The sequence below is a fragment of the Lysinibacillus fusiformis genome (assembly GCF_002845985.1).
Lineage (GTDB): Bacteria > Bacillota > Bacilli > Bacillales_A > Planococcaceae > Lysinibacillus > Lysinibacillus fusiformis_D.
The window spans coordinates 754,952-780,748 of the sequence record NZ_PDFK01000003.1 but is presented as its reverse complement, the minus strand read 5'-3'; the positions used below and the strand labels follow the sequence as shown (position 1 = coordinate 780,748).

Below are 25,797 nucleotides of genomic sequence, written 5' to 3'. Positions count from 1 at the left end.
TTAATACGGATAAAGATTAGAAAAGTTTCGTAAAGGAGGAAAATTTTTCACTATTTTTTCCTTCGAATTGTCTAAAGTTTTTTGTTTTACAACTAATTAGTAGAAAGCCTCTATTCAGCTGATGGACTTCCAAGTATTGCACGCTTCGTTCTTTTACGTTTATCCAATATGTTTTTGGCATGCCAAACCATCAAAGACATCGCAACGAATTTGACGTATCGCTAACATAAATCGAATCTTTTGATTTCGTAGTAGTTTACTAATTTTTGAATATGAAAGAAAATAAAAAATGATAAAGCCATCGAGAGAGAATTTCTCGATGACTTTTGTCTACAATTGTTCTATTAATTGTTGTAATTCATACTTGGAGCGGGGGGGGGTAATGTTTTCCTGCAATAGCTTCTTTTTTTGTAATGTCATGAACATATCAAAAACCCATGGACGTTCGAGATGTGCACGTTGCAGCAATTCTTCTTCATAAAACAACTCGATCGGGTCTCCGTTATAAATGATATTCCCTGCCTCCATGACAATGATTTGATCCGCCCATTCATAAGCAAGGGGAATGTCATGGGTAGCAAGTAAAATGGTTCTTTCGCCGTCTTCTAATTTACCTAGGTACTGTAGAACTTGGGTAGCATAATAATTGTCAAGGCCTGCTGTTGGCTCATCTAATAAGAGGATAGAGGGCTCCATCGCTAAAACACCTGCCATCGCCACACGCTTTTTCTGACCTACGCTTAGAAAGTGAATAGGTTTTTCGAGTAAATCGCCTATTTCCGTTTGCGCAACAGCCCATGCTATTTTTTCTTCGATTTTTTCGGTAGACCAGCCAAGATTTAGTGGTCCAAATGCGATATCTTGCTTGACAGTACCTGAAAAAAGTTGATGATCCGCATCTTGAAAAACAATGCCAACTTGCTGGCGAAGTGCCTTTAAAGCTTTTCGACTATATTGAAGCTCGTTGCCATCAAAAACAATCGTCCCAGCTGACGGTTGTAAAATACCATTAAGATGCTGAAACAATGTTGATTTTCCAGCGCCATTATGACCAAGGATGGCAATTTTTTTTCCTTTTGGAATGTGTAAAGTAATGTCTGACAATGCCTTCGTACCATCTGCATAGGCATAGGACAAGCGGTTTAGTTCAAAATAGAATGCTGTCATGAGAAGTACCCTCCATATACAATGAGGAATAGGAATAGTGTCGCTATGCCTAGCCAATTTTTCTTGCTATAGGAGCCCATCTCTTGCCAGTAGACGGCTTCGCCACCCCGTGACTGCATGGCATTATTAAGCTCACGACTACGCTGAAACATTTCAGCAAATAGCGCCACAATAAGCATGGATACGGAGCGTAGCCATTGCATTGGAGAATGGTAGCCAAGACGCGCTTGCTGGGCAAGATGTATTCTGTACATGCTTTCTAAAAATATAAAAATAAAACGATAGGTTAGTTCAATAAGCTCAACCAATAAAGAGGGCAGTCGCCATTGTCGGAGCACATAGCAAATCCCTTGTACGGATGTGGTCAAAATTAAAAAGTATAAACAACTACTACTGCCAAGGACAATAAAGAACAATTGTTGGGCGGACAGGGCACTTGCTTTTCCGATGAAAATTGTCCAATTCATCCACGTAAAAGACCACAGATGGGCAGGTAATACATGAGTTGCTGGTGTGATTGACAGCAAGATGGATACAAGACTTGTTAGTAAGAAAAATCCAGGTAGCAATAATAACTTAACATAGTAGGTAAGCGGAATTTTTGCACCTAAAATGATAAAAGCACTCATTACAAAAAATGTAATGAGTGAAAGTCGTTCATCTCTCATGATGAGCGTTACGAGAAGTAGACCAATTGAAAATATCATTTTTTCTAGCGGATGAACGGACGCTAGCTTATTAAGATACGCATACTTATCAATGAGTAACATAACGGGTTAACCTTCTTTATGCTTGCCGCGCATATAGCCGATGAAGTAGCCAATAAAACCAGCTCCAATAGCTGCCTGTAGCACGAATAATAAGCTTTCAATTTCACCACTTGGTGGCTCCCATAAGCTTTCAAACCACGGTTCATATTCTGCATTGATTTCGCCAATGGCTGCTTCTGCCTCTCCATCAGCACCACCAAATTCTGCACCTTTTTGTATAAACAATGGGATGATAGCTAACAGCACAACAATCGCTAATAGTAATAAATTTCGTTTCATCTACTAATGTGCCTCCTTTGTTGAGAAAACACGCAACATTTTTAATTCGCTGACATTGTACTTTTTCAAGAAATTCATCACAATGACCGTTAAAATTCCTTCACTCACCGCTAACGGAATTTGAGTTAAGGCAAAAATACCTGCGAACTTTGTAAACGATGCCATAAAGCCGCCAACCTCTGAAGGGAAGGCTAATGCTAACTGTACAGAAGTCACAACATATGTACTTAAGTCACCAAGCATCGCAGCAAAAAAAACAGCTAGTGAAAATGACAACCCTATTTTTTGAGCCCCTTTAAAGACAAAGTAAGCAATAAATGGGCCTACAATCGCCATAGAGAAGGCGTTCGCTCCTAAAGTGGTAATCCCACCATGTGCTAATAATAAAGATTGGAATAATAAAACAATCGTTCCGATGACACTCATAGCGAGAGGTCCGAATAAAACCGTTCCAAGTCCAACACCAGTTGGGTGGGAGCAACTACCTGTAACCGAAGGGATTTTTAACGCCGACAGCACAAAAGCAAAGGCTCCTGAAAGACCTAAAAGCATTTTGGTTTCAGGGTTTTCTTCAATTGTTTTGCGAATGGAGCGCAATCCTAGAATAATAAATGGGATAGAGATGACCCACCAAAAAATAGCCCATTCGATTGGTAAAAAACCTTCCATGATATGCATAGCAAAGGCACGTTTTGGCACGAGTAAAAAGGCCAATAAAAAATAACTAAGTTTCCACCATGAAAATTTCAAAAGCTTTCCTCCTTACTAATAGATTTTTAGAATGTAGCGTGCGTAAATAAAAAAGCACTTCTCCGTTGTTGGAAAAGTGCATAGCTAAAAAAGCAAATAACATTCTCATCTGCTAAGCCGCACACCTATCCTCGTAGGCTGAAACGATCACATATTTTTCGGCAGGTCTCCTGGCTCTAGTTCAACACTTTATAGGTCTTCCCATCCGTTGGACAGTGACATGTTCTATAAAGCTCCCTAATACAGTGGCGGGACCGCGCCGGACTCAAACCGGCTTCCCTTTTAAGCAAAATGATAAGTATTTTACACCGAAAAAACATTAAGTTGTGAGATTTCACGACAAAGTGTAACATGATTTTCCATAAATATGCTATACTTTTTTTAAAAATATTTTCAATTGAAGGTCAATAGAGAAGATTCTGATAACTACTGAATTGTCATAAATAGGGAGATATTATAATTTTTATACCCGGTCTACACACAAAATTGATAAAATTGTCATAAATTTTTATAGAAATATTGAAATTTTAAAATAATGAGATATGATAGAGACAGTTTTCTATTCTATTAAGAAGATAATAAATTTCATATAAAACGTCGATAAGTGCTCGAATAACTCGAGATAATAGGGAAATTGGTGAAAATCCAATACAGCCCCCGCTACTGTAATAGCTGATGAAATCGCAAAGCCACTGGTGCAAACTTGGGAAGGTGCGATAGTAAAATGAAGCTTAAGTCAGGAAACCTGCTTATTTGATTGTGCATGCAAACTTTTCGGAGGGAGAAGTTGAAGCAAGAGCGAGTACCTGTATTTTATTTTATTCGTTTTTATTTGGCTTCTACAAAACCTTTACTCTTCGTAATTAGAGTAAAGGTTTTTCTTTTTCCAGAAAGCAAATGAGGGGAGACAGAAGATGACAACATGGAATTTAGAGGGGATGAAAACACATCTCTTTATTTGTAATGGTAGTAGCTGCATGAACAAAGGTGGGGAGGAAATTACCCTAGCTATTCGAGAAGAAATACAACAGCAAGCACTTGATCAAGAGATACATACAACAAGAACGCGCTGTAATGGACGATGCAAGGATGCTTGTGTGGTCATCGCCTATCCGCAAGGGAATTGGTATCGTGTACCATCAACAGAGCATGCTAGAACACTTGTACAAGATTTACATCATGAATCCTTATACAACGAACATGTCTTTACACTTCGTGAAGGTACATTACAGCGTACAGCACAAACGACAGCCATTAAAGGGATCGAAAAGGTGAAAGAGGGGTAACAACATGGCGCAAAAAGGAAAAATTTTCGTAGTGGGCTTTGGACCTGGAGACTTTAAGCATATTACGACACGGGCGGTAGAGGCATTACAACAAAGTGATATGATCATAGGCTACAAAACCTACGTGGAGTTGATTCAAGATTTAGTCAGTGCGAAGTCGATTGTCAGTACTGGAATGACCGAAGAGGTGTCCCGTGCGCAGGAAGCGGTGCGCCAAGCAGAGGCTGGAAGCATTGTCTCAGTCATTTCAAGTGGTGATGCGGGTGTCTATGGTATGGCGGGATTAGTGTATGAGGTATTGATTGAGCTAGGCTGGACAGAAGCAACGGGGATTGAGGTAGAAATTGTCCCTGGTATTTCTGCCATCAATTCATGTGCTAGCTTACTTGGTGCCCCGATTATGCATGATGCCTGTACGATTAGTTTAAGTGACCATCTAACACCATGGAATTTAATTGCCAAGCGCGTCGAGGCAGCCGCTATGGCGGATTTTGTAATCGCTTTATACAACCCAAAAAGCGGTCGCCGAACAAGACAAATTGTCGAAGCACAGCGCATTCTCTTAGAATATCGTTCGCCTGACACACCAGTAGGACTTGTGAAAAGTGCTTACCGCGATCGTCAAGAAGTGACGATGACAACATTAGCCGAAATGCTGGAGCATGACATTGGAATGCTGACGACAGTCATTATTGGTAATTCGTCGACATTTTTCTATGACAATAAAATGATTACACCACGTGGCTATCAACGTAAATATACATTGGGTGAAGAAAAACAACCCTTACGTCCACATCAACGTTTACGTGAAGAAAATGAACCTTGGGCAATGAACCAAGAGACAGGGACTGCACGACAAGACTTTACAGCAGATCCTAATGCAGGGCGTTTTAATAAACCCAGTGTAGCCGCTACGCCAAAGCCAAAAAAAACAGCACTTGAAATGGCTACAGCGGCACTCGCAATGGTGAAAGGAACAAGTGCAGTCAAAGTAACGCCGAAACTTGTACAGCAAAAAATAGAATCCATTTTTGAATTAGCTGTAAGCCCAGGAGTGGTGAATAAGTTTTTCACACCTCAGCAAATGATGACGTTAGCAGAGGTCGTTGGGGAAGAGGGGACGATGGAATATACACCAGACCATCAAATCCATTTGAAAATCCCAACGACTGCCCCTGAACGTATCACGGAGAAATTACAGGAAGTAGGCTTTTTATTAGCGCCGATTGGTGATGTGCTATCCTTGAAGGCTTGTGATTTTTGCTATGGTGAAAAGGCCGATTCGATTCCCTATGCAGAAGAAATACAACAAAAATTAGGTGGAATGTCTTTGCCGAAAACATTAAATATCGGTTTTAACGGCTGTGGTATGGCCTGTTACCGGGCTGTATTTGATGATATTGGTATTGTCTATCGCAAAAGTAAATTTGATGTCTTTATTGGGGCGAAGCCAGTTGGTCGTACGGCCCATGCAGCACAGCCTGTTGTAGAAGGGTTGGAGCCTGAACAACTGATTCCACTAATTACAGATATTATTGAAGAATATAAAGCAAATGCTCACCCAAATGAACGTTTATTTAAATATTTTAAACGTGTGAAAAAGATATTGCATTTTACGTATCAAGATATGTCTTCCAAAATAAAAGTAGAGCCAGCTCCGTGCGGCGACTAGTGAGGAGAAAAGAGATGAAAGCTATTTTATTTGTCGGCCATGGGAGCCGTTTAGCAGCAGGAAATGATGAGGTACGTACATTTATTGAACAAATGACACCGCGTATTGATGCACAATTTTTAGTGGAAACATGTTTCCTAGAATTTGCTTCACCGAACATCGAAGAAGGCATTACGAATTGTGTGAAGAAAGGGGCTACAGAGGTTCATGTAATTCCGATTATTTTACTTCATGCAGGCCATTCAAAGCTGCATATTCCAGCAGAGATCGAGCATGCGCGTGAGCATTATCCGAACATTACATTTACCTATGGTCAAACCATTGGCATTCATGATGAAATATTTGCGATTTTACAAGATCGTCTAGCGGAAATTGGTTTTCATTCAGAACAAGAGCAACAAGATACAGCCATTTTATTGATTGCACGAGGTGGCAGTGATCCATCTGCAAATGGTGATTTTTATAAAATTACACGACTTTTATGGGAAAAATTACCTGTTAAATATGTGGAAAGTGCATTTATGGGCGTAACAGATCCACGTGTTGAAGAAGGTATTGAACGCTGTGTTAAATTAGGTGCGAAAAAAATCATCATGCTCCCATACTTTTTATTCACAGGTATTTTAATGGAACGTATGAATGATATGTGTGTGAAGTTTAATGAACAATATCCAGATTGTACTGTTCAAATTGCCAATTATTTTGGCTACCATGAACGTTTACAAAATGTTTTATTAGAGCGTATTGAACAAGCGATAAATGGTACATCTACAGGCATGCAAGATTTAGAAAATTATCGTGCCTATGCGGCAGTTCATGGACATGCCCATCATCACCATCATCATGATCACGGACACGACCACCATCATGACCATGACCACCACCATGAAGAGGAGCCAGTAAAATGATTTTCATGTTAGCAGGGACGAGTGATGCAAGGGATCTAGCCCTTGCCCTGCAAAGCGCAGGACATGCGGTAACAGCTACCGTCGTGACTGATTCGGCAGCCTCTAGTCTTGCTGACGTTGGCCTACCACATTTAATAGGTCGACTGACAGCTGAGGAAATGGCAGCCATCATAACAGAGCAAGGCTATCAAATGGTGGTTGATGCCTCTCATCCATTTGCTGAGGAAGCTTCTAAAAATGCAATGGCAGCGGCCGAACAGGCACAAGTTCCTTATATTCGCTATGAGCGTGCCCATGAACACTATGCGCATCCTCTCATTACGATAGTGAAGGATTATGAGGAGGCTGCCCAATTAGCGGCAAAAAAGCGAGGTGTCATCATGCTGACAACAGGCAGCAAAACACTTGCTACTTTTACAAAGGTTTTACAAGGCTTAGAAAATACGAGAGTAATTGCTCGCATGCTTCCACGACTGGACAATATGGAAAAATGTGAGGCACTTGGTGTGGCACAACGAGATATTGTAGCTATTCAAGGTCCGTTTTCAAAGGAATTAAATGAAGCATTGTTTCGTCAATATGGAGTAACTTTGATGATCACCAAAGAAAGCGGTAAAGTTGGCTCAGTTGATGAGAAGCTTGAGGCAGCTCTTGCCTGTCATATTGAAACGATTCTTATTGCAAGACCAACCATTCAATATGGCCAACAATATTCAACATTTGAAGAAATATTACAGGCTGTACAACATACACTTTAGGAGGCATTATCCATGGATTTTAAAACAGATTTCAAACCATTAACGGTAGACCCAGATAAAATTTACGATTATAGTTTCTCGATTATTGCAGAGGAAATGGGCGATCATGATTTTTCAGAGGACGAGTGGAAGATTGTGCGCCGTATTATCCATGCTTCGGCGGATTTTGAGCTAGGTCGCAGTGTCATCATTACACCTGGTGCAATTGAAGCAGGGATTGAGTCCATCCTTGCCGGACGACATGTCATTGCAGATGTTCAAATGATTGAAAGTGGCTCTGGTAAAAAACGCTTCCAAAAGCATGGTGGCGATTTACATTGTTATATAGCGGATGAAGATGTCGCAGTAGAAGCGAAAAAACAAAATACAACTCGTGCCATCATTTCCATGCAAAAGGCTACAAAATTACATGAAGGTGGGATTTATGCAATTGGTAATGCGCCAACTGCCTTACTAGAATTGATTCGTTTAATTAAAGAAGGCTTAGCAAAACCAGATTTAATTATCGGTATGCCTGTCGGTTTCGTGTCAGCAGCCGAGTCAAAAGAAGAATTGCTGAAACTCGAAGGGATTCCGTACATTACCAATGTTGGTCGTAAAGGCGGTAGTACAGTGACGGTTGCCGCGTTAAATGCCATTTCACTATTAGCGGATGAACAGGCGAAAAAATAATGGAGCGGAAGCCAAAAAAGGATCCCAAGGACATGCGTCACGGTTATACAACGGGAGCCTGTGCAACTGCGGTAACAAAGGCTGCATTGCTCGCTCTGATTACAAAGGAAGAGCAGGAGACGAGTACCATTCATTTACCGATTGGTCGGGATGCAACCTTTACAATTGAAAAATGCATATTTGAAGAAAATGCTGTCAGCTGTGAAACGATTAAGGATGCTGGTGATGATCCTGATGCGACCCATCAGGCGCTTATTGTTGGCACAGTGAGCTGGGCTGATACACCTGGAATTCATTTAGATGGAGGGATTGGGGTCGGGCGTGTTACAAAGCCTGGCTTACCAGTGCCTGTTGGCGAGGCAGCCATTAATCCTGTACCACGTAAAATGATTCATAGCACGGTTCAAGGGGTATTAGACGAATTTCACATTACACGAGGCGTGAACGTAGTGATTTCCGTACCTAAAGGAGAAGAAATCGCTAAAAAAACGTTAAATGGACGACTTGGTATACTTGGAGGCATCTCAATTTTAGGCACAAGGGGAACCGTCGTGCCTTTTTCGAGTTCTGCGTATATGGCAAGTATTGTACAAGCCATTAGTGTAGCTAAAGAAGCTGGTTGTGAGCATTTAGTGGTAACGACAGGCGGTCGCAGCGAAAAATTTGCGATGAAACAATACCCCGATTTACCAGAAGAGTCTTTTATTGAAATGGGCGACTTTGTCGGCTTTACTTTAAAACATTGTAAGCGACTCGGTATCAAACAAGTTTCTCTTGTCGGTATGATGGGGAAATTTTCTAAGGTGGCACAAGGTGTCATGATGGTTCATTCCAAAAGTGCACCAATCGATTTTAACTTTTTAGCACAACTTGCAGAGGATACAGGAGCAGATGGAGAAACAATAGCGCAAGTACGTGAGGCAAATACAGCGTCACAAGTAGGTGAAATCATGATGGAGAAGGGCTATGATGCATTCTTTCATCATTTATGTGAGGCGTGCTGTTATTCCTCTATCCATCATATAAAAGGTGGTTTAACACTTTCCACATCGATTTATTCGATGCAGGGACAATTATTAGGAAGGGCTGATGACATTGCATCGATCGATGAAATTGATTGGGATCGGGGATAACGGATTAGCAAGCTTATTTCCCCAATACCTCGAGTGGATTGAAGACTGTGAGGTACTTGTTGGTGGTGAGCGAGTACTGGATTTTTTCCCGAACTTTACAGGTGAAAAAATCAGCATTAAAGGGGGACTTTCAGCACTTGTTGAAAGATTATCTAAGGAAACAAGAAATACGGTAATCCTTGCCACTGGCGACCCATTATTTTATGGCATTGGGGGCTATCTAGCTAAAAAGCTAGATATTGAGGTTTATCCATATATGAGTTCTGTTCAGCTGGCCTTTGCGAAGATGGGAGAAAGCTGGCAGGATGCCTATGTCACAAGTATTCATGGACGACCAATGAAAGGCTTGGCACAGCGTATCGATGGGAAGAAGAAAGTAGCGCTTTTAACGGATGCTGATAATAGCCCCAATGCGCTCGCTCGTTATTTAAAGCATTTTGGTATGACAGAATACCGAGCGTTTGTTGCAGAAAATTTACAGGGCGAAAACGAAAAATGTGGCTGGTATTCGTTAGATGAAATGGAAAGCGCTCATTATTCGCCATTAAATGTCGTGATTTTACAACAAATAATGGAACCGAAACGTTACACGCTTGGGATTGATGATGAAGAGTTTTCACAACGCAAGCCAGATAAAGGACTGATCACGAAAAAGGAAATACGTGTTTTAAGCTTACAGGCCATGCAGCTTCAACAGAATAGCATTATTTGGGATATTGGTACTTGTACGGGTTCTATGGCGATTGAGGCAGGAAAACTTGCGTCAGAGGGTCAAGTATTTGCTGTAGAGAAAAATGCACCTGATTTAGACAACTGTCTTCAAAATCAGCAAAAGTTCCGTGTTGATATCACAGCGATTCATAGTAAAGCACCAGAGGGATTAGACAGCTTCCCAGATCCTAATGCCATTTTCATTGGTGGTACGGGTGGCGAAATGGTGGAGTTACTACAGTTATGCTGTAGTCGTTTGAAGCCAAACGGTCGTATTGTCTTAAATGCAGCGACCATTGAAAATTTATATAAAGCGGTGGAAGCGTTTAAGGCTTGTGGCTTTGCGGTTGATATTTTACAGGCACAGCTTGCGCGCAGCAAACCTATTTTAGATATGACACGCTTTGTACCATTAAATCCAATTTATATTATTTCGGCTTATCGAAAGGAAGAAAATAATGAGTAATCTAGGTGTACTATACGGCTTGGGCGTTGGTCCTGGCGATCCAGAATTAATTACAGTCAAGGCGTTTCGTGTGATTCAGGAATCACCTGTTATTGCCTATCCAAAAAAGCTAAGAGGTAGTAAAAGCTATGCCCATCGCATTGTCGATGTTTATATTAATCCAGACGAAAAAGATATGCTTGGCCTTGTATTCCCTATGACCAAAGATGAGGCTGTCCTTGAACGTGAATGGACAAAATCAGTAGAACTTGTCTACGAAAAACTACAAGCTGGTAAGGATGTAGCCTTTGTAACAGAGGGAGATCCGTTACTATATAGTACGTTTATTCATATGATGAAGTTGATGCAGGACATGCATCCAGATGTAGAAATCCGTACGGTGCCAGGGATTTCTTCGTTCAATGGCTCCGCGTCTCGATTAGGGATTGCTTTAGCTGATGGCGATGACCGAGTGGCCATTATTCCTGCCCATGATGATTATGAAGCAATGCGTGAAGCCATTGAAAGTCATGATGCCGTTGTCTTTATTAAAGTGGCAAAGGTGATCGATTTAATGCTTGAGGTGCTACGTGATCTAGATTTATTAGATAAAGCATCTGTCGTGACGAAGGTCACTTCTGATGAAGAAGTTATTTGGGATGTTCGTGAATTGGATGGTGTGGAATTAGAATATCTAACATTAATGGTGGTGCGTAAATAATGAAGAAAATCTATATAGTTGGCGCTGGTCCAGGTGATCCAGACTTAATTACAGTTAAAGGTTTACATATGCTGCAAACAGCAGACGTTGTCATGTACACAGATTCATTAGTGAGTGAAGAGCTTATTGCGAAAGCCAAACCTGATGCAGAGGTCATTCGAACTGCTGGCATGCATTTAGAGGAAATGGTGGCCGTTATGGTGGAGCGTGTTAATGCTGGGAAAACAGTAGCTCGTATGCATACAGGTGATCCAGCGATGTATGGTGCCATCATGGAGCAAGTGGCTCTATTGAAAAAGGAAGGCATTGGGTATGAAGTGATTCCAGGGGTTAGCTCTGTTTTTGCATCAGCAGCGGCAATTGGTGCAGAGCTCACAATTCCTGATTTAACACAAACCCTCATTTTAACACGTGCAGAAGGACGTACACCTGTCCCAGAATTTGAAAAGCTGCGTGACTTGGCGAGCCATCATTGTACAATTGCTTTATTCCTTAGTGCAACACTTACAAAAAAAATTGTTAAAGAATTACAAAGTGCTGGTTGGGCTGATGATACGCCAGTAGCAGTTATTCAACGTGCTTCATGGCCAGATCAAAAGATCGTGCGTACGACTTTAATCGAATTAGATGAAGCAATGCGTGTAAATGGTATTCGTAAGCATGCAATGATTCTAGCTGGTTGGGCATTAGACCCGAACATTCATGATAAGGATCAATATCGTTCGAAGTTATATGATGCAACCTTTACACATGGCTTTAGAAAAGGTGTGAAGACAAGTGATTGAGTTACAGGAAGGTGTATTACCAGAGGTTGATCAACGCAATCCTTATGCGGTTGTCGCCATTACGAAGCATGGTGTTCAAATTGGACGTCGCCTGCAACAAACCTTTGCAGCGAGTGATTTATATTATATGAGTAAATTTGAGCAAGGCGATGAAGCAGAAAAGCATATTCAATTATTTACAGGTACCGTGCGCTTGTTATTGCCAACGCTATTTAAACAATATAAAGGGTTGATTTTAATCATTTCGCTCGGTGCGGTCGTACGCATGATTGCGCCCATTTTAAAGGATAAAAAGACAGACCCTGGCGTTGTCGTAATTGATGATCGAGGCGACAATGTCATTAGCGTATTATCAGGGCATCTTGGCGGTGCCAATGAGCTAACGCATGAGGTGGCAGCGGCACTTGGTGCAAATCCAATTATTACAACAGCTTCTGATGTGCAAAAGACGATTCCTGTTGACTTATTTGGCGCCCGTTTTGGGTGGGTATGGGATAGTGCCGACAAATTGACACCAGTGAGTGCTTCCGTTGTAAATGAGGAGCGTGTGGCCATTGTGCAGGAAACGGGTGAGCGCGATTGGTGGATGCGTGATACTGCCATGCCAGAGCAAATCAAAATCTATCCATCCACACAGGCAGCCATCGAGGCTAAACCTCATGCCACGCTATTAATAACGGATCGAATCATAGAACAAGAGGAAGAGATTCTTCTAGAAAACGGTGTTATTTATCGACCAAAATCTATTGTGCTCGGTATGGGCTGTAATCGTGGGACATCTGTGGAAGAAATTGAACAAGTGATTGATGAAACCTTGGCAGAGCTAAAGCTTTCGAAAAAAAGTGTGAAGGCATTATGCACGATTGATTTAAAAAAAGATGAACAATGTTTTTTAGATATTACCAAGAAATATGATTGGGAGTTCGTCACTTATACCCCGGCGGAATTAAATCAAATCGAATTTCCTTCCCCTTCTGAAACAGTCTTTAAATATACAGGTGCCTATGGTGTGAGTGAACCAGCGGCTATGCGTTATGCACAGGTCAAGTCACTCCTATTAGAAAAGAAGAAATCGGGTAATGCTACGATTTCAGTTGCGAGATACCTATTTTAAGGAGGAAGTCCATGCAAACAAATCGTTTTGTACTAGCTGGTACGGGTAGTGGGGTAGGCAAAACTACTTTCACCATTGGACTGATGAAAGCACTACAAAATAAAGGAAAAGTAGTGCAGGGCTTTAAATGTGGCCCTGATTATATCGATCCAACGTATCATACGGCTGTAACAGGTAGAGTATCACGCAATATTGATAGCTGGATGTTCTCCCATGAAGCAGTACGTGATATTGTGGCACGCGCAAGTATGGATGCGGATGTGTCCATTATTGAAGGTGTGATGGGCTTCTATGATGGCAAAAGTCCTTTATCAGATGCTGGCTCTGCCGCAGATATTAGTGTAGTGACAGAGAGCCCTGTTATTTTAATTGTTAATTGTGCAAGTATGGCGCGTAGTGTAGCAGCTGTTGTAAGAGGCTTTCAAGTTTTGTCAGATAAACCGAGGATCGTTGGCGTTATTGCGAACCAAGTGGGCAGTGTCGGTCATTATGAAATCGCCAAGGCGGCTATTGAACAAGAATGTGGCATTCCTGTCATCGGCTATTTAAAACGTGAACAAGGCATCGATATTCCGAGTCGTCATTTAGGGTTAGTACCCGCCATTGAAAGGGGAGAACTAGATTCATTTTTTGATAAACTAGGTGACCTTATGGCAGAAACGATTGACTTGGATCAATTACTTGACTTAACAAAAGCCCCTATCCTACATGAATCAGGTCATTTATTTGCTGAGGAGCCTTCACAAAATATTTGTATAGCGGTTGCAAGGGATGCAGCATTTAATTTTTATTATGAAGAAAACTTAGCTTTGCTACGTGCGAAAGGCGCGACATTACAATTTTTCTCTCCACTTGCCAATGAGCCTGTACCATCAGAAGCAGATGGCCTCTATATTGGTGGTGGCTTTCCTGAAGAATTCGCAGAGACATTGGCTTCACATACAGTCGTGAAAGACTCTATTCAAGACGCTATTGCCAAAGGACTGCCAACATTAGCGGAATGTGGTGGCTTTATGTATTTAACAGAGGCTATTACAAATAGTCAGGGTGAACGCTATGAAATGGTAGGTGTGATTCCAGGGGAAGTGGCCATGCAGACAAAGCTTGCAGCACTAGGCTATCGTGAAATTTTTGGCACAGCAGATAATTTCTTAATTGGTGTGGAGCAAGAAGCGAAGGGCCATGAATTCCATTATTCTAAATATAGTGGTACCCACAACACACCAGCCTACGAGACGATTGGTCGTTTTGGCAAAAAGCAAGAAGGCTATAAAAAAGGGAATTTGGTGGCTGGTTATACACATTTCCATTTTGTATCAAACCCAAAGCTAGTTGACAATTGGTTAACAGCTTGTAAGAAGGTGAAAAATGATGACTAATTATTTTCCTATTCATATCAATCTAGAATATAAAACCGTAGTGATTGTAGGTGGCGGACACGTGGCAACGCAGAAGGTAGCCTCTCTATTACCCGCAAAGGCCCATATTGTCATAGTCAGTCCAACCCTACATGATACATTACAGCCACTTGCCGATTCGGGGCAAATTACTTGGAAGCAGAAGGAATTTGAACCACGTGATTTGGATGATGCGATTCTCATTATTGCTGCAACGAATGTGACGGCTGTAAACGAAGCTGTTCAAGAGGCGGCACAGCATTGGCAATTAATCAATCGAACGGATAGACAAAGTGAAAGTGATTTCATTACACCTGCTACTGTTCGTCGTGGCCCATTGGTGTTAACTGTTTCGACATCGGGAGCAAGCCCAAGTCTAGCGCGCAAGATCAAAGCAGATTTAGAAGATCAATTCGATGATGCTTATGATGACTATGTATGCTTTTTACAGCAAGCACGATTAATGATTGCTGCTAAGTATGATAAAGGTCCGCAAAGACGGGCGGCATTACAAGCATTGCTAGAGCCAAGCATTCTGGAATGGACACGTCATGGAGAGATTGATAGACGTGAAGCCTATTTACAACAACTTTTGATGGGAGCGAAGCAATGAAGGAAGGAATAGTATATATCGTTGGTGCAGGTCCTGGGGATCCGAAGCTCATCACTGTGTATGGTCTGGAATGTATTCAAAAAGCTGATGTGATTGCCTATGACCGTCTTGTGAATCCCACATTGCTCGACTTTGCAAAAAAGGATGCAGAGCTCGTTTATTGCGGTAAACTTCCAGGTAAGCACCACCTTATTCAAGATGAAATTAATGCCTTACTTGTTGAAAAAGCACAAGAAGGTAAAGTTGTGACACGTCTGAAGGGTGGCGATCCATTTGTATTTGGACGTGGTGCTGAGGAAGCAGAAATATTAAAAAATCATGGCATAACCTATGAAATCGTTCCTGGTATTACAGCCGGCATTGCTGCAGCTGCTTATGCAGGGATTCCAGTGACACATAGAGACTTCGCGACAAGCTTTGCCCTAGTGACGGGGCATGGTCGTGAAGAAAAAGGACAGGATTTTTTGAATTGGCCAGCATTGGCTACAGGTATTGATACCGTCGCATTTTACATGAGTGTTGGAAATATTGCCTACATTGCTCGCAAATTAATTGAAAACGGACGTCAGGCCACAACGCCAGTAGCGGTCATTGAGTGGGGAACAACTGCTCAACAACGCACGATTACAGGACAGCTAGATGAGATAGCGGCCATTATTGAACGTGAAGGGTATCATAATCCTTCGATGATTGTCGTGGGAGAGGTAGTCAATGTACGTGAGAAAATTCAATGGTTTGAAGAGCAGGGATTAACATTTTCATAATCATTTCTTAGAAGAGGCACAAGGAGGAAGCAACATGACCGTTATCGAAGCATTAAAAAAGCGTAGAGCCATTCGAAATTACACAACACAACCAGTAGAGAAAGAAAAAATTGAGCAAATTTTACAAGCAGCCACCTATGCTCCGAATGACCGTATGCGTGAGCCTTGGCATTTTTATGTTATTCAAGATGAGGCAATGAAGCGTTATGAAGAAATGGCGAGTGCCTATTTACAAGAGCGTTTCCCCACAAAGCCGAACTTAGTGGAAAGCTCTTTAAAGGTTGTGCAAACAACGCCTGTAGCCATTGTTGTTACTGCAGACATTGTTGAAGGTGATACGGATGCGACAGAGGATAATGTTTTTGCCGTATGTAGTGCCATTATGTCCATGTGGCTCACTGCAGATGAGCTAGGTCTTGGTTTTGTTTGGCGTACACGTGGTGTTGGGCTCGTGCATGATTCACGTATGCATGCATTTATTGGTGCAAGTGCCTCTCAAAAAGTAGTCGGTACGATATTTATTGGCTATCCACAAGAGCAGGAGCAAAGCGACAAAAAGCGTACACCATTTGCAGAAAAGACAACATGGCTGTAAGGGGGCTACTCACATGGCAAGAAAAGGCTTGTTTTTAGTATATACAGGTGAAGGAAAGGGCAAAACAACGGCGTCTCTAGGTGTCACATTACGTGCAGTTGGCCGTGGCTTAAATGTGCGCTATATGCAGTTTATTAAATCACCTGAGCGTACGTACGGTGAGCAAATTGCCCTTCGCAAGTTAGGTGTGGAAATGGAGCAAATGGGTATCGGCTTTACATGGACAAAGACACCTGAAGAGCATCGTGCTGCCTTAGCTAAAGCATGGAAAAAAACGAAGGCCGCCCTGCAAGACGACAGTATTGATTTATTGGTGCTAGATGAACTAAACAATGCATTGGCTATCACCAAGTTTCCTATCGATGATGTCCTTCCACTAACAGAAGTCATAGAGGCGATCCAGCAACGTCCATCGACGATGCATTTGGTGGTCACAGGTCGAAGCGCGAACCCTGCCTTAACGGCAATGGCTGATTTAGTGTCAACCATCGATGCAACAAAGCATTACTATGATGAAGGCATCCCAGCGGTGAAAGGGCTAGAATTTTAAAGCCCTTCACCATTGCTGGGTGAAAAATATACGCGCGGAGTGGAGAGAAATACTCGTGCTTGCCCCGAGAATACTCGCGGAGCGAAGGGAAATACTCGCGCTTGCCCAAAGAATACTCGCGGAGCGAAGGGAAATACTCGCGCTTGCCCCGAGAATACTCGCGGAGCGAAGGGAAATACTCGCGCTTGCCCAAAGAATACTCGCGGAGCGAAGGGAAATACTCGCGCTTGCTCAAAGAATACTCGCGGAGCGAAGGGAAATACTCGCGCTTGTCTAAAGAATACTCGCGGAGCGGAGAGAAATACTCGTGCTTGCTCCGAGAATACTCCCGAAATGAAGGCAAACCCGCACAGCTCTAATACAATATACTGCGTTACACCAATAATGACGGAGGAAAGTGACTATGCCAGCTAAATCGATTATGATTCAAGGAACGGCTTCCGATGTTGGAAAAAGTATGATTTGTACGGCACTTTGTCGTATATTTTCGGATGATGGACTAAGTGTTGTCCCGTTTAAATCGCAAAATATGGCTCTTAATTCGTTTGTTACGAAGGATGGTGGCGAAATCGGCCGTGCACAAGGGGTGCAGGCAGAGGCAGCCCGTGTTATTGCGACGACTGATATGAATCCTATTCTGCTGAAACCGAAGCAAGATATGATGTCTGAGGTCATCGTCCATGGTAAGCATTTTTTAAATATGGATGCCAAAAGCTATCGCAATAATTTTGTGCAAGAGGCAATGCCAATCGTTGAAAAATCTGTCCGTACGCTACAAAATACATATGATGTCATTGTCCTAGAGGGGGCAGGTAGCCCAGCTGAAATTAACTTAAAGGATCGTGATATTGCTAATATGCGAATGGCACATTTAGCAGATGCAGCGGTAGTGCTTGTTGCTGATATAGATCGTGGTGGGGTCTTTGCCTCGATTGTTGGTACACTGGCGTTGCTAGATGATGATGAGCGCGCCCGTGTTAAGGGATTAATCATCAATAAATTTAGAGGCATGCGTGAATTATTAGATGATGGTCTTGAATGGGTGGAGAGAGAAACAGGTATCCCGGTGCTTGGTGTGATTCCTTATGTCAATATCAATATTGAAGCAGAGGATTCCCTTGCATTATCGTCATTACGCTTTAAAAAGCCAAAACCAGGCGAATTTACTGTCGATGTAGCGATGATTCGTTTACCCCGTATTTCAAACTTCACTGATATTGATCCCTTTTTCGATGAGCCAGAAGTAGGTGTACGTTTAATTAGCAATGTCCATGAGCTAGGCACACCGGATTTGCTTATACTGCCAGGAACAAAAAGTACAATGGATGACTTAGCTTGGTTAAAAGCACAGGGCTTCGATCAAGCTATTACCCATTTACGTGAGCGCGGCACAAAAATTATTGGCATTTGCGGTGGTTTCCAAATGCTTGGTGAAACATTACTAGACCCTGAAGCAGTGGAGGGAAATGGTGAAGCTGCAAATGGTCTTGGGCTATTGCCAATGGAAACGATTTTTGTAGGCACTAAAAAAACGGTACAAATGACAGGAACAAGAGGGCAGGATACATTGACGGGCTATGAAATACATCTAGGACGTACGAAAATTTTACGTGATGAAGTATCACCTTTTCTACTGCTAGAGGATGGTCGAGAAGATGGCGCAGTGAGTCATGATGAGCAAGTGATTGGTACGTATTTTCATGGCATGTTCCATAATCGCACCTTTACTCGTCAGCTTGTCAATGAAATACGAGTGAAAAAAGGGTTAATGGCTTTACCGAATGATGTAAAAAGTGATGCAGAACGAAGAGAGGACGCCTATAATATGTTAGCCGACCATGTTCGAGCAAATCTGGATATGAAAAAAATATATGAAATTTTATCTTTAGAGGTATCTATATGACAAGAAAAGGACCATTAGCCATTAATTATGAGGCATTATGGCAGGAGGGCATGAAAGACTGGCATGGAATGATGCCGGAGCGCATGGTCAATGATCAGTTAGAGGAGCAATTTTGGGCTCAATCCGTTGCACGTAAAAAAATAGGACAAACTGATCCTTATGCCCAACGCATTTTTCAGGAGCTTCAAAAAAGTATTGAGCCACAGTATTCTGTATTAGAAATTGGGCCAGGATGGGGTAATTATACGTTTCCATTGGCTGAGCGAGTGGACAAGCTAACCTGTGTGGATAGCTCTGAAAGCATGCTGCATTACTTACAACAGTGTATGCCTCATCAGGAGCATGTTTCATATGTTCATGCGAAATGGGAAAGTCTAGAAAGTGATGAAATTGAGCCACATGATATCGTTTTGGGCGTGAATTGTTTTTATCGGATGTATGAAATTAAAGCCGCCTTATCCCATATGAATCGGCTTGCGAAAAAGCGTGCCATCATTGGCATGACGACAGGTCCTATTCAGCCTCACTATGAGCGATTATATGAAAAGTATGGCTATGAAATTAAGTTTCCTCGTAGAGATTATATAGAATTTTTAAATCTACTGTATGAGATGAATATTTATGCGGATTGTCAAATTATCCCTTTGGAACGTGTCTATGAATATGAAAGCTATGAACAGCTTGTTACAACGCAAAGTAAAAAAATTTTAACGGCAAATGTCCAGCAAGCACATGTGGAAGAAGCTCTCTCACCTTTTATTGAAGAAAAAGAGGGACGCTATTATTATCGTCATGACTTTCATGCAGCCCTTGTCTCATGGCAACCAAAATAAAAGAGAAACCTTTGGAGAAATCTGTTCACCAAGGGTTTTTCTTATTGGGTATGTTAAGGTACAATAAAACGATAGAAACAAGAAGTGAGGTGGCATATGTGCAACTACATTTTTTAGGGACAGGCGCAGGCATGCCTTCAAAAGAGCGAAATACGAGTGCATTGATGATCAAGTTATTAGATGAAGTGAGCGAAATGTGGCTATTTGACTGTGGGGAGGCTACACAACATCAAATCCTACACACATCGTTAAAGCCACGTAAAGTAACAAAAATTTTTATTACACATTTACATGGCGACCATATTTTTGGATTGCCAGGGTTTTTAAGCTCTCGTTCCTTTCAAGGAGGGGATGAGCCTTTAACGATCTTTGGTCCCCCAGGTTTACAGCAATGGATTGAACAAACATTAGCCTTATCTAAAACCCATTTAACGTATCCACTGTATTTTGTAGAAGTGCAAGAAGGGATTATTTTTGAGGATGCTCATTTTGCAATTTATGCACAGGAATTGCGCCATGTTGTACCATGCTATGGGTATCGTATTGAACAAAAGGATTTACCTGGTGAATTATTAATCGACAAGGCACAGGCACTTGGTGTTCCTAAAGGCCCTTTGCTTGGTCAATTAAAAAATGGTTACGATGTCGTGCTTGAAAATGGGCATGTGATTCAAGCAAAAGACGTTGTTGCCCCCTCAAAAAAGGGCTTCACACTGACGATTTTGGGCGATACGAAATATTGCGAAGAGGCCATTCAATTATCAAGGGATGCTGACATCATTGTACATGAAGCGACCTTTGATGGGACACTGACTGCTTTAGCAGCCAGCTATGGTCATGCTACCAATGTGGAAGCAGCACAAGTCGCACAGCAAGCTGGCGCAGACTACTTGCTTTTAAATCATTTAAGTGCCCGTTTTCTTCCACAGGATTTACCACAATTTTTGGCAGAAGCACAAGCAATTTTCCCCCAAACATTACTGACATCCGATCAAGCCATTTTTACTTGGCAAAATAATAAATTAATCTAAACTAATTTAAAAAACATCTATTGATTGACATGCAACTAATAGATGTTTTTTATATATAGTTCTTACTATCACTATTTTCAGTTCGACTCATGGAATGTTTGTTACTAGCCAAGGAGAAAGATATTTGCTCAGAAGGCTATACATCAAGCGGAAAATATGAAAAGCATAACTACATTGATCAACCAATTAAATACAACAGTAGAAAAACGCCAACGATTTGCAGGTAAATATAGCGTTTAAAAGGAAAAATATAGTACAATCGATCCTTCACTTCCCGTATAATTGAAAAAAGGGGTGTGGTTTAATTGAATCAACAAAAGATGCCGCCAGCACTATTGCGATTAATTGTTATTTTTCCAAATGTGCTGAGCTATTTATTACTATTCGGATTAATTATTTTTGTCATCTCGAATTATGAAACGCTAAAAGCAACAAATAATTTAACCGTTTGGATTATTTTTATTATCGTATTAGCACCTGCTGCTGCCTACACGACTTTTAGTATTGTGAAGAAAATTCGGGCAGGTCATATGTAGCTCATCCGTGTTGTTATTAGAATGTATTCTAGTAACAACACATTTTTTTTGACAAACTGAGCTCTATCCTCTATATTTTTGTTAGTCATAACTAACATTTTGGAGGCGTGTACAATGAAAAAAGGCACAAAAGATAAAATTCTTGATGCAGCAACAAGTCTAATGACAGAAAGGGGCTATTCGAATGTTTCGGTAAAAGATATTGCTGCCACTGCTGGTGTTAGTGAAATGACTGTCTTCCGTCATTTTGAAACAAAACTAGGAATTCTTCATGCTGTCCTGCAAAGCCACTCATATATCCCATACTTTGAACATTTATTTGCACAAGATTTATCCGGAAACTTAGAGAATGATTTAAAGCAAATTGCTAACACATATCTAGCCTTTATGGAAAAAAATAAACCAATTTTTCTCATTACTACACAAGATAGAAGTATGCTACCAGGGTTAATGGATACAATTTCGGATAACCAAACTAAACAATTACTAAGCTTACTGGCCGTTTATTTTCAATCTCAAATTGAACAAGGAAAGATGAAGGAAATAGATACAAACGGACAAGCCATTGTTTTTTTAACGAGCCTGTTTGGTTTTTTTGTTTCCAATGCGCTATGGGACCAACATTTTCTAAAAGATCAACAAGAAATTTTTATTCAACATTTAGTTGCTACTTTTGTGAGTGGAGTCTGTGTTTAATGGTTCACTCACATAGTTTGCATATATTTTTTAAGTAAAATGTTAGTTATCACTAACTAACATACTATTTAGGGGGAAGTTTCATGAACGAAAAAAGAAATGTCATAGTAGCAATTCTACTATCTGCAGCATTTGTGTCTATTCTCAATCAAACATTATTACTCATAGCTATGCCACCAATTATGAACGATTTCAAGATTGATGCTAATTTAGCACAATGGCTCACGACAGTATATTTATTAACGAATGGTATTCTCATACCTATTACAGCTTTTCTGATTGGTCGTTTTTCCAATCGATTACTGTTAATAGTGGCTCTCACTTTATTTAGTATGGGTACATTTTTAGGCGCCTTTGCCCCAACCTTTACGGTTTTACTTATGGCTCGAGTTATTCAAGCGGCTGGAGCAGGGGTGATCATGCCCTTAATGCAAACGATTTTATTAACGATGTATCCAAAAGAAAAGCGAGGTTCCATTATGGGGCTAGCTGGCCTTGTAACAGGTTTTGCACCAGCAATAGGCCCAACATTATCAGGCTGGATTTTAGAACATTTTACATGGCGACATCTGTTTTTTACTGTCTTACCCGTTTCAGTTATTGTTTTGACTGTGGCCACGATTTTTATGAAAAATGTCACGACAAAAAAAGAGGGGCAGCTAGATGCTCTTTCTATCGTCTATTCTTCTTTAGGTTGGGGTGGCCTGTTATATGGTTTCAGCATCGCAGGAGCTGTTGGATTTCAATCAATGCCAGTACTTGCATCATTAATGGTAGGAGGAATTACGCTGTTTCTATTTATTAGACGTCAGCTTCAATTGCCTAAACCAATGCTTGAATTTCGTGTATTTCAATCCGCCATGTTCTCTATTACAACTTTTTTATCGAGTTTAGTTTATGCCCTCATGATTGGTACACAAATACTTATCACATTTTATATTCAAAATGTACGGCAGCTGTCGGCACTCGAAACAGGGCTGGTTTTATTGATAGGTGCGCTTGTAATGGGTATATTGTCGCCAGTGACAGGGAAGATTTTCGATAAAGTGGGTGGAAAAGGCTTAGCACTGGTAGGGTTCACCAGTATCTTAATTGGTTCAGGTGCTTTCATAGCATTATCAATGCATACAAAACTTTGGCTACTGGCATGTCTCTTTACGATGATTTCCTTTGGGATTTCAATGATTATGATGCCGCTGACAACCGCTGGCATGAATGCCTTACCTACCCATTTGATGGCACATGCGACAGCGATGAATAGTACATTGCGTATGGTCGGTGGTGCATTAGTAACGGCATTACTTGTAACCATCATGAGTACGGTAACTACTTTACAGCAAGAAATGGGTGTTGCTGATGCTATGCTAAATGGCATTCGCACAGCGTTTATTGTCACAACGATTTTAAGTGCTGTGGGACTACTACTGTCTTTATATATGAAGAAGCCAAATGCCAAATAGCCACCATCTCCTTGACGCATAAAAATAGTTTATCGAGAGAAACTAATGGAAGAAGAAGCTTCACAATTTTAGAAAAGAGAGGTGCTTTTTATGAATCCAATAAATTGTGATTTTTCACCAATGAAAGAAACATTAAAAGATGAGCTTCTCCAAGTGATTATGTCCTTACAGCAAAGTGTGCAAGAAATGGATACAGATGCAAATTGTCTCCTTGGCAATTTTGAGAAAATTAAAGAGAGATTTATGACAATTGAAATGAAAGCCGCGACGTTTTATTTAAATTGTTATCTTTCCCCGTTTACAGAAAAGTATCCGGAATTATCACATAGTGTGCAAAATATGTCGTTGAGAAGACATGGTGGTTTAATTGTCATCCAACGACAGGATTCGTTAGTGAATTTGATGCAGCCTGGTATTCATATTGGGGCAGATTTAACGCATTCCTTATTAGAATCCATTTTCTTTCCAGGTAATCCATTACATGATGGAGCGGTACTCGTCAATCAAAATCAAATTGAATCGGCAGCGAATGTACTGCCATTATCAGACCGTCAAACTGGTGAAAAAAAATTAGGAACAAGACATCGTGCAGCGTTAGGATTAAGTGAAGTAAGTGATGCACTTGTGATGGTCGTCTCAGAAGAAACAGGTAGGATTTCTTTTGCTTTTCAGGGAAATTTATACCCGATTACATCACCTGGCATCATATAGGGACTCTCCTCTGTAAAACAATATCTCAAATTCGAGATATTGTTCTTGCAATGTTATCACTTGCGTGGTAAAGTGATAACTGAAGGGAGGATGAAGTCATGAGAAATCATACATTAGGCACATTAACATGGATTCGTATGATGCGCTTTACAACGCAAAGTAACCAGTTATCGAATGAATTTTTAAAGCGTTTCGATTTAACAACGGCACAATTCGATGTGTTAATCCAAATCCAAACGTATGCACCGATCACTCAATCTCAATTAGCAGAGAAAGTAACAGTTACACAAGGTGGCATGTCTCGCATGCTTGCCCGACTTGAAAAAGAGGGACTAATCGAGCGTAAACAAAATTGGAAGACCAAAGCTATCTCATTGACGGCAAAAGGGGAGCAAATGATTGATGCAGCAACACCAAGTCAACTTCACTTCCAATCCTCATTTTTTGAAGAAGTATTATCAGATGAAGAAATAAAATCTTTATATAAAGTGATGACAAAGCTTGAAAAGCATAGCCGAGAAAAAAAATTGCCGCCCGTGTAATTTTTTTTACAACATCACTTGCTTAGTCAAGTGAAAAAGGAGGAACAGTAGGATGAATAAATTAAATGGACACCATCATATATCCATGCTAACGAAAAATGGCAAACAGAATAATCATTTTTATACAACTATTTTAGGGTTACGACGTGTGAAAAAAACAGTGAATCAAGACTCACCATCTATGTATCACTTATTTTATGGTGACTTAACTGGAGCAGCTGGTACAGAATTAACATTTTTTGAAATGCCCGTTGCAGGACGTACAGTGCGGGGCACGAATGCTATTACTCGTATTGGCTTACTTGTACCTAGCTCCGAAAGCTTACTATATTGGAAAGAACGCTTTCAACAGCTAGAGGTAGAACATAGCGATATCACTACTTATGCAGGCAAAGAGGCTTTGTTTTTTGAAGATCATGAGGGATTACGAATGGTGCTGTTAAATCATCAGGGGCATGATACGCCTGCACAATGGCAAGCATGGGATGGCAATGATATACCGGAGGAACATCGTATTTTAGGTATGGGGACTGTTGAAATCACTGTACGCTATTTACAAAGAACCGTGAATTTACTACAAGATTTATTTCACTATACAGTTGTTGCAGAAACGGACAAAGAAACGATTCTGCAATCGATAGAAGGAGAAGTGCTTGGAGAAATTGTCGTCAAAGAATTAGAAGGGCCAAGCGAGAAACCTGGTAAAGGCAGTATTCACCATCTTGCATTACGTGTAGCAACGGTCGAGGAATTACAGGAATGGGATACGAAAATTAAGGCACAGGGTTTGGATAGTACAGGTGTCGTCGATCGTTATTATTTCCAAAGTCTTTATTTCAGAGATCGCAACGGTATTTTATTTGAAATGGCGACAGAGGGTCCAGGGTTTACTGTGGATTCAGCAGTCGAAGATCTTGGAAAAGAGCTAGACCTTCCACCCTTTTTAGAAAAGAAACGTGCAGAAATTGAAGCCATTTTAGAACCACTAGAATAAG

At 41.0% G+C, this 25,797-nt stretch carries 29 protein-coding genes and 2 riboswitches; of the genes, 25 read left to right on the top strand and 4 right to left on the bottom strand.

Annotated features, from left to right (window positions below; genetic code table 11):
• Positions 1-330: 330 nt before the first annotated feature.
• Genes CRI88_RS14425 through CRI88_RS14410 form a run of 4 tightly spaced genes read right to left on the bottom strand, consistent with a single transcriptional unit; the run spans position 331 to position 2,966 of the window.
• On the bottom strand, positions 331-1,167 hold the full coding sequence (locus CRI88_RS14425) for an energy-coupling factor ABC transporter ATP-binding protein (RefSeq protein ID WP_089934730.1): 837 nt from the start codon (positions 1,165-1,167) through the stop codon (positions 331-333).
• The gene (gene cbiQ, locus CRI88_RS14420; protein WP_036120002.1) at positions 1,164-1,937 is read right to left on the bottom strand and encodes a cobalt ECF transporter T component CbiQ; all 774 of its coding nucleotides are present in this window, start codon (positions 1,935-1,937) and stop codon (positions 1,164-1,166) included. The genes CRI88_RS14425 and cbiQ overlap by 4 nt, the downstream gene beginning before the upstream one ends.
• Before the next feature lie 6 nt (positions 1,938-1,943).
• Entirely contained in the window at positions 1,944-2,216 is a 273-nt protein-coding gene (locus CRI88_RS14415; RefSeq protein ID WP_058844510.1) for an energy-coupling factor ABC transporter substrate-binding protein, read from the bottom strand.
• Between the two features lie 3 nt (positions 2,217-2,219).
• Positions 2,220-2,966, bottom strand: coding sequence for an energy-coupling factor ABC transporter permease (locus tag CRI88_RS14410; protein WP_058844511.1), 747 nt, complete (start codon positions 2,964-2,966; stop codon positions 2,220-2,222).
• Positions 2,967-3,109: 143 nt separating this feature from the next.
• Positions 3,110-3,294: riboswitch (cobalamin riboswitch) on the bottom strand.
• Between the two features lie 257 nt (positions 3,295-3,551).
• Positions 3,552-3,733: riboswitch (cobalamin riboswitch) on the top strand.
• Between the two features lie 147 nt (positions 3,734-3,880).
• Between CRI88_RS14410 and CRI88_RS14405 the strand changes: the two genes are divergently transcribed.
• From CRI88_RS14405 to CRI88_RS14285, 25 genes are all read left to right on the top strand, one after another.
• Entirely contained in the window at positions 3,881-4,252 is a 372-nt protein-coding gene (locus tag CRI88_RS14405) for a (2Fe-2S) ferredoxin domain-containing protein (protein ID WP_036120017.1), read from the top strand.
• 4 nt (positions 4,253-4,256) lie between these two features.
• On the top strand, positions 4,257-5,924 hold the full coding sequence (gene cobJ, locus CRI88_RS14400; protein WP_058844512.1) for a precorrin-3B C(17)-methyltransferase: 1,668 nt from the start codon (positions 4,257-4,259) through the stop codon (positions 5,922-5,924).
• Between the two features lie 14 nt (positions 5,925-5,938).
• Positions 5,939-6,832 carry a sirohydrochlorin chelatase gene (locus CRI88_RS14395; RefSeq protein ID WP_101966771.1) on the top strand — a complete coding sequence of 298 codons (894 nt, stop codon included), beginning with the start codon at positions 5,939-5,941 and terminating at the stop codon, positions 6,830-6,832.
• Complete coding sequence (gene cobK, locus CRI88_RS14390; protein WP_089934737.1) at positions 6,829-7,590, top strand: precorrin-6A reductase; 762 nt, start codon at positions 6,829-6,831, stop codon at positions 7,588-7,590. Before CRI88_RS14395 ends, cobK begins: the two co-directional genes overlap by 4 nt.
• Positions 7,591-7,602: 12 nt before the next feature.
• Positions 7,603-8,262 carry a precorrin-8X methylmutase gene (locus CRI88_RS14385; RefSeq protein ID WP_058844515.1) on the top strand — a complete coding sequence of 220 codons (660 nt, stop codon included), beginning with the start codon at positions 7,603-7,605 and terminating at the stop codon, positions 8,260-8,262.
• Positions 8,262-9,395, top strand: coding sequence for a cobalt-precorrin-5B (C(1))-methyltransferase (locus tag CRI88_RS14380; protein ID WP_036120040.1), 1,134 nt, complete (start codon positions 8,262-8,264; stop codon positions 9,393-9,395). The genes CRI88_RS14385 and CRI88_RS14380 overlap by 1 nt, the downstream gene beginning before the upstream one ends.
• Positions 9,352-10,572: a precorrin-6y C5,15-methyltransferase (decarboxylating) subunit CbiE gene (cbiE, locus tag CRI88_RS14375; RefSeq protein WP_089934739.1), complete on the top strand. Its 1,221-nt coding sequence runs from the start codon at positions 9,352-9,354 to the stop codon at positions 10,570-10,572. Before CRI88_RS14380 ends, cbiE begins: the two co-directional genes overlap by 44 nt.
• Complete coding sequence (cobI, locus tag CRI88_RS14370; protein WP_058844517.1) at positions 10,565-11,272, top strand: precorrin-2 C(20)-methyltransferase; 708 nt, start codon at positions 10,565-10,567, stop codon at positions 11,270-11,272. Before cbiE ends, cobI begins: the two co-directional genes overlap by 8 nt.
• Positions 11,272-12,057 (top strand): precorrin-4 C(11)-methyltransferase, encoded by a 786-nt coding sequence (gene cobM / locus CRI88_RS14365; RefSeq protein ID WP_036120052.1) that lies wholly within the window; start codon positions 11,272-11,274, stop codon positions 12,055-12,057. Before cobI ends, cobM begins: the two co-directional genes overlap by 1 nt.
• A complete protein-coding gene (locus CRI88_RS14360) occupies positions 12,050-13,171 on the top strand; it encodes a cobalt-precorrin 5A hydrolase (RefSeq protein ID WP_089934741.1) in 1,122 nt (373 codons plus the stop codon). Before cobM ends, CRI88_RS14360 begins: the two co-directional genes overlap by 8 nt.
• 11 nt (positions 13,172-13,182) lie before the next feature.
• Positions 13,183-14,550, top strand: a complete 1,368-nt coding sequence (locus tag CRI88_RS14355) for a cobyrinic acid a,c-diamide synthase CobB (RefSeq protein ID WP_089934743.1) — start codon at positions 13,183-13,185, stop codon at positions 14,548-14,550.
• A complete protein-coding gene (locus CRI88_RS14350) occupies positions 14,543-15,181 on the top strand; it encodes a precorrin-2 dehydrogenase/sirohydrochlorin ferrochelatase family protein (RefSeq protein WP_058844589.1) in 639 nt (212 codons plus the stop codon). Before CRI88_RS14355 ends, CRI88_RS14350 begins: the two co-directional genes overlap by 8 nt.
• On the top strand, positions 15,178-15,945 hold the full coding sequence (gene cobA / locus CRI88_RS14345) for a uroporphyrinogen-III C-methyltransferase (protein WP_036120058.1): 768 nt from the start codon (positions 15,178-15,180) through the stop codon (positions 15,943-15,945). The genes CRI88_RS14350 and cobA overlap by 4 nt, the downstream gene beginning before the upstream one ends.
• Positions 15,946-15,979: 34 nt before the next feature.
• Positions 15,980-16,540: a nitroreductase family protein gene (locus CRI88_RS14340; protein ID WP_036120059.1), complete on the top strand. Its 561-nt coding sequence runs from the start codon at positions 15,980-15,982 to the stop codon at positions 16,538-16,540.
• A gap of 13 nt (positions 16,541-16,553) precedes the next feature.
• Complete coding sequence (locus tag CRI88_RS14335) at positions 16,554-17,090, top strand: cob(I)yrinic acid a,c-diamide adenosyltransferase (protein ID WP_058844520.1); 537 nt, start codon at positions 16,554-16,556, stop codon at positions 17,088-17,090.
• A gap of 19 nt (positions 17,091-17,109) precedes the next feature.
• Complete coding sequence (locus tag CRI88_RS22515) at positions 17,110-17,367, top strand: hypothetical protein (protein WP_170832572.1); 258 nt, start codon at positions 17,110-17,112, stop codon at positions 17,365-17,367.
• Between the two features lie 126 nt (positions 17,368-17,493).
• Positions 17,494-18,993, top strand: coding sequence for a cobyric acid synthase (locus CRI88_RS14325; RefSeq protein ID WP_089934749.1), 1,500 nt, complete (start codon positions 17,494-17,496; stop codon positions 18,991-18,993).
• Complete coding sequence (locus tag CRI88_RS14320) at positions 18,990-19,826, top strand: class I SAM-dependent methyltransferase (protein WP_089934751.1); 837 nt, start codon at positions 18,990-18,992, stop codon at positions 19,824-19,826. Before CRI88_RS14325 ends, CRI88_RS14320 begins: the two co-directional genes overlap by 4 nt.
• A 98-nt stretch (positions 19,827-19,924) precedes the next feature.
• Positions 19,925-20,857 (top strand): ribonuclease Z, encoded by a 933-nt coding sequence (rnz, locus tag CRI88_RS14315; RefSeq protein WP_058844523.1) that lies wholly within the window; start codon positions 19,925-19,927, stop codon positions 20,855-20,857.
• 305 nt (positions 20,858-21,162) lie between these two features.
• Complete coding sequence (locus CRI88_RS14310) at positions 21,163-21,393, top strand: hypothetical protein (protein ID WP_036120078.1); 231 nt, start codon at positions 21,163-21,165, stop codon at positions 21,391-21,393.
• Between the two features lie 114 nt (positions 21,394-21,507).
• On the top strand, positions 21,508-22,089 hold the full coding sequence (locus CRI88_RS14305) for a TetR/AcrR family transcriptional regulator (protein ID WP_036120081.1): 582 nt from the start codon (positions 21,508-21,510) through the stop codon (positions 22,087-22,089).
• Between the two features lie 83 nt (positions 22,090-22,172).
• Entirely contained in the window at positions 22,173-23,549 is a 1,377-nt protein-coding gene (locus tag CRI88_RS14300; RefSeq protein WP_058844524.1) for an MDR family MFS transporter, read from the top strand.
• Between the two features lie 90 nt (positions 23,550-23,639).
• Positions 23,640-24,260: a sporulation-specific diadenylate cyclase CdaS gene (gene cdaS, locus CRI88_RS14295; RefSeq protein ID WP_036120087.1), complete on the top strand. Its 621-nt coding sequence runs from the start codon at positions 23,640-23,642 to the stop codon at positions 24,258-24,260.
• 98 nt (positions 24,261-24,358) lie between these two features.
• On the top strand, positions 24,359-24,802 hold the full coding sequence (locus tag CRI88_RS14290; protein WP_036120090.1) for a MarR family winged helix-turn-helix transcriptional regulator: 444 nt from the start codon (positions 24,359-24,361) through the stop codon (positions 24,800-24,802).
• 52 nt (positions 24,803-24,854) lie between these two features.
• Positions 24,855-25,796, top strand: a complete 942-nt coding sequence (locus CRI88_RS14285) for a ring-cleaving dioxygenase (protein ID WP_036120093.1) — start codon at positions 24,855-24,857, stop codon at positions 25,794-25,796.
• Position 25,797 lies beyond the last annotated feature (1 nt).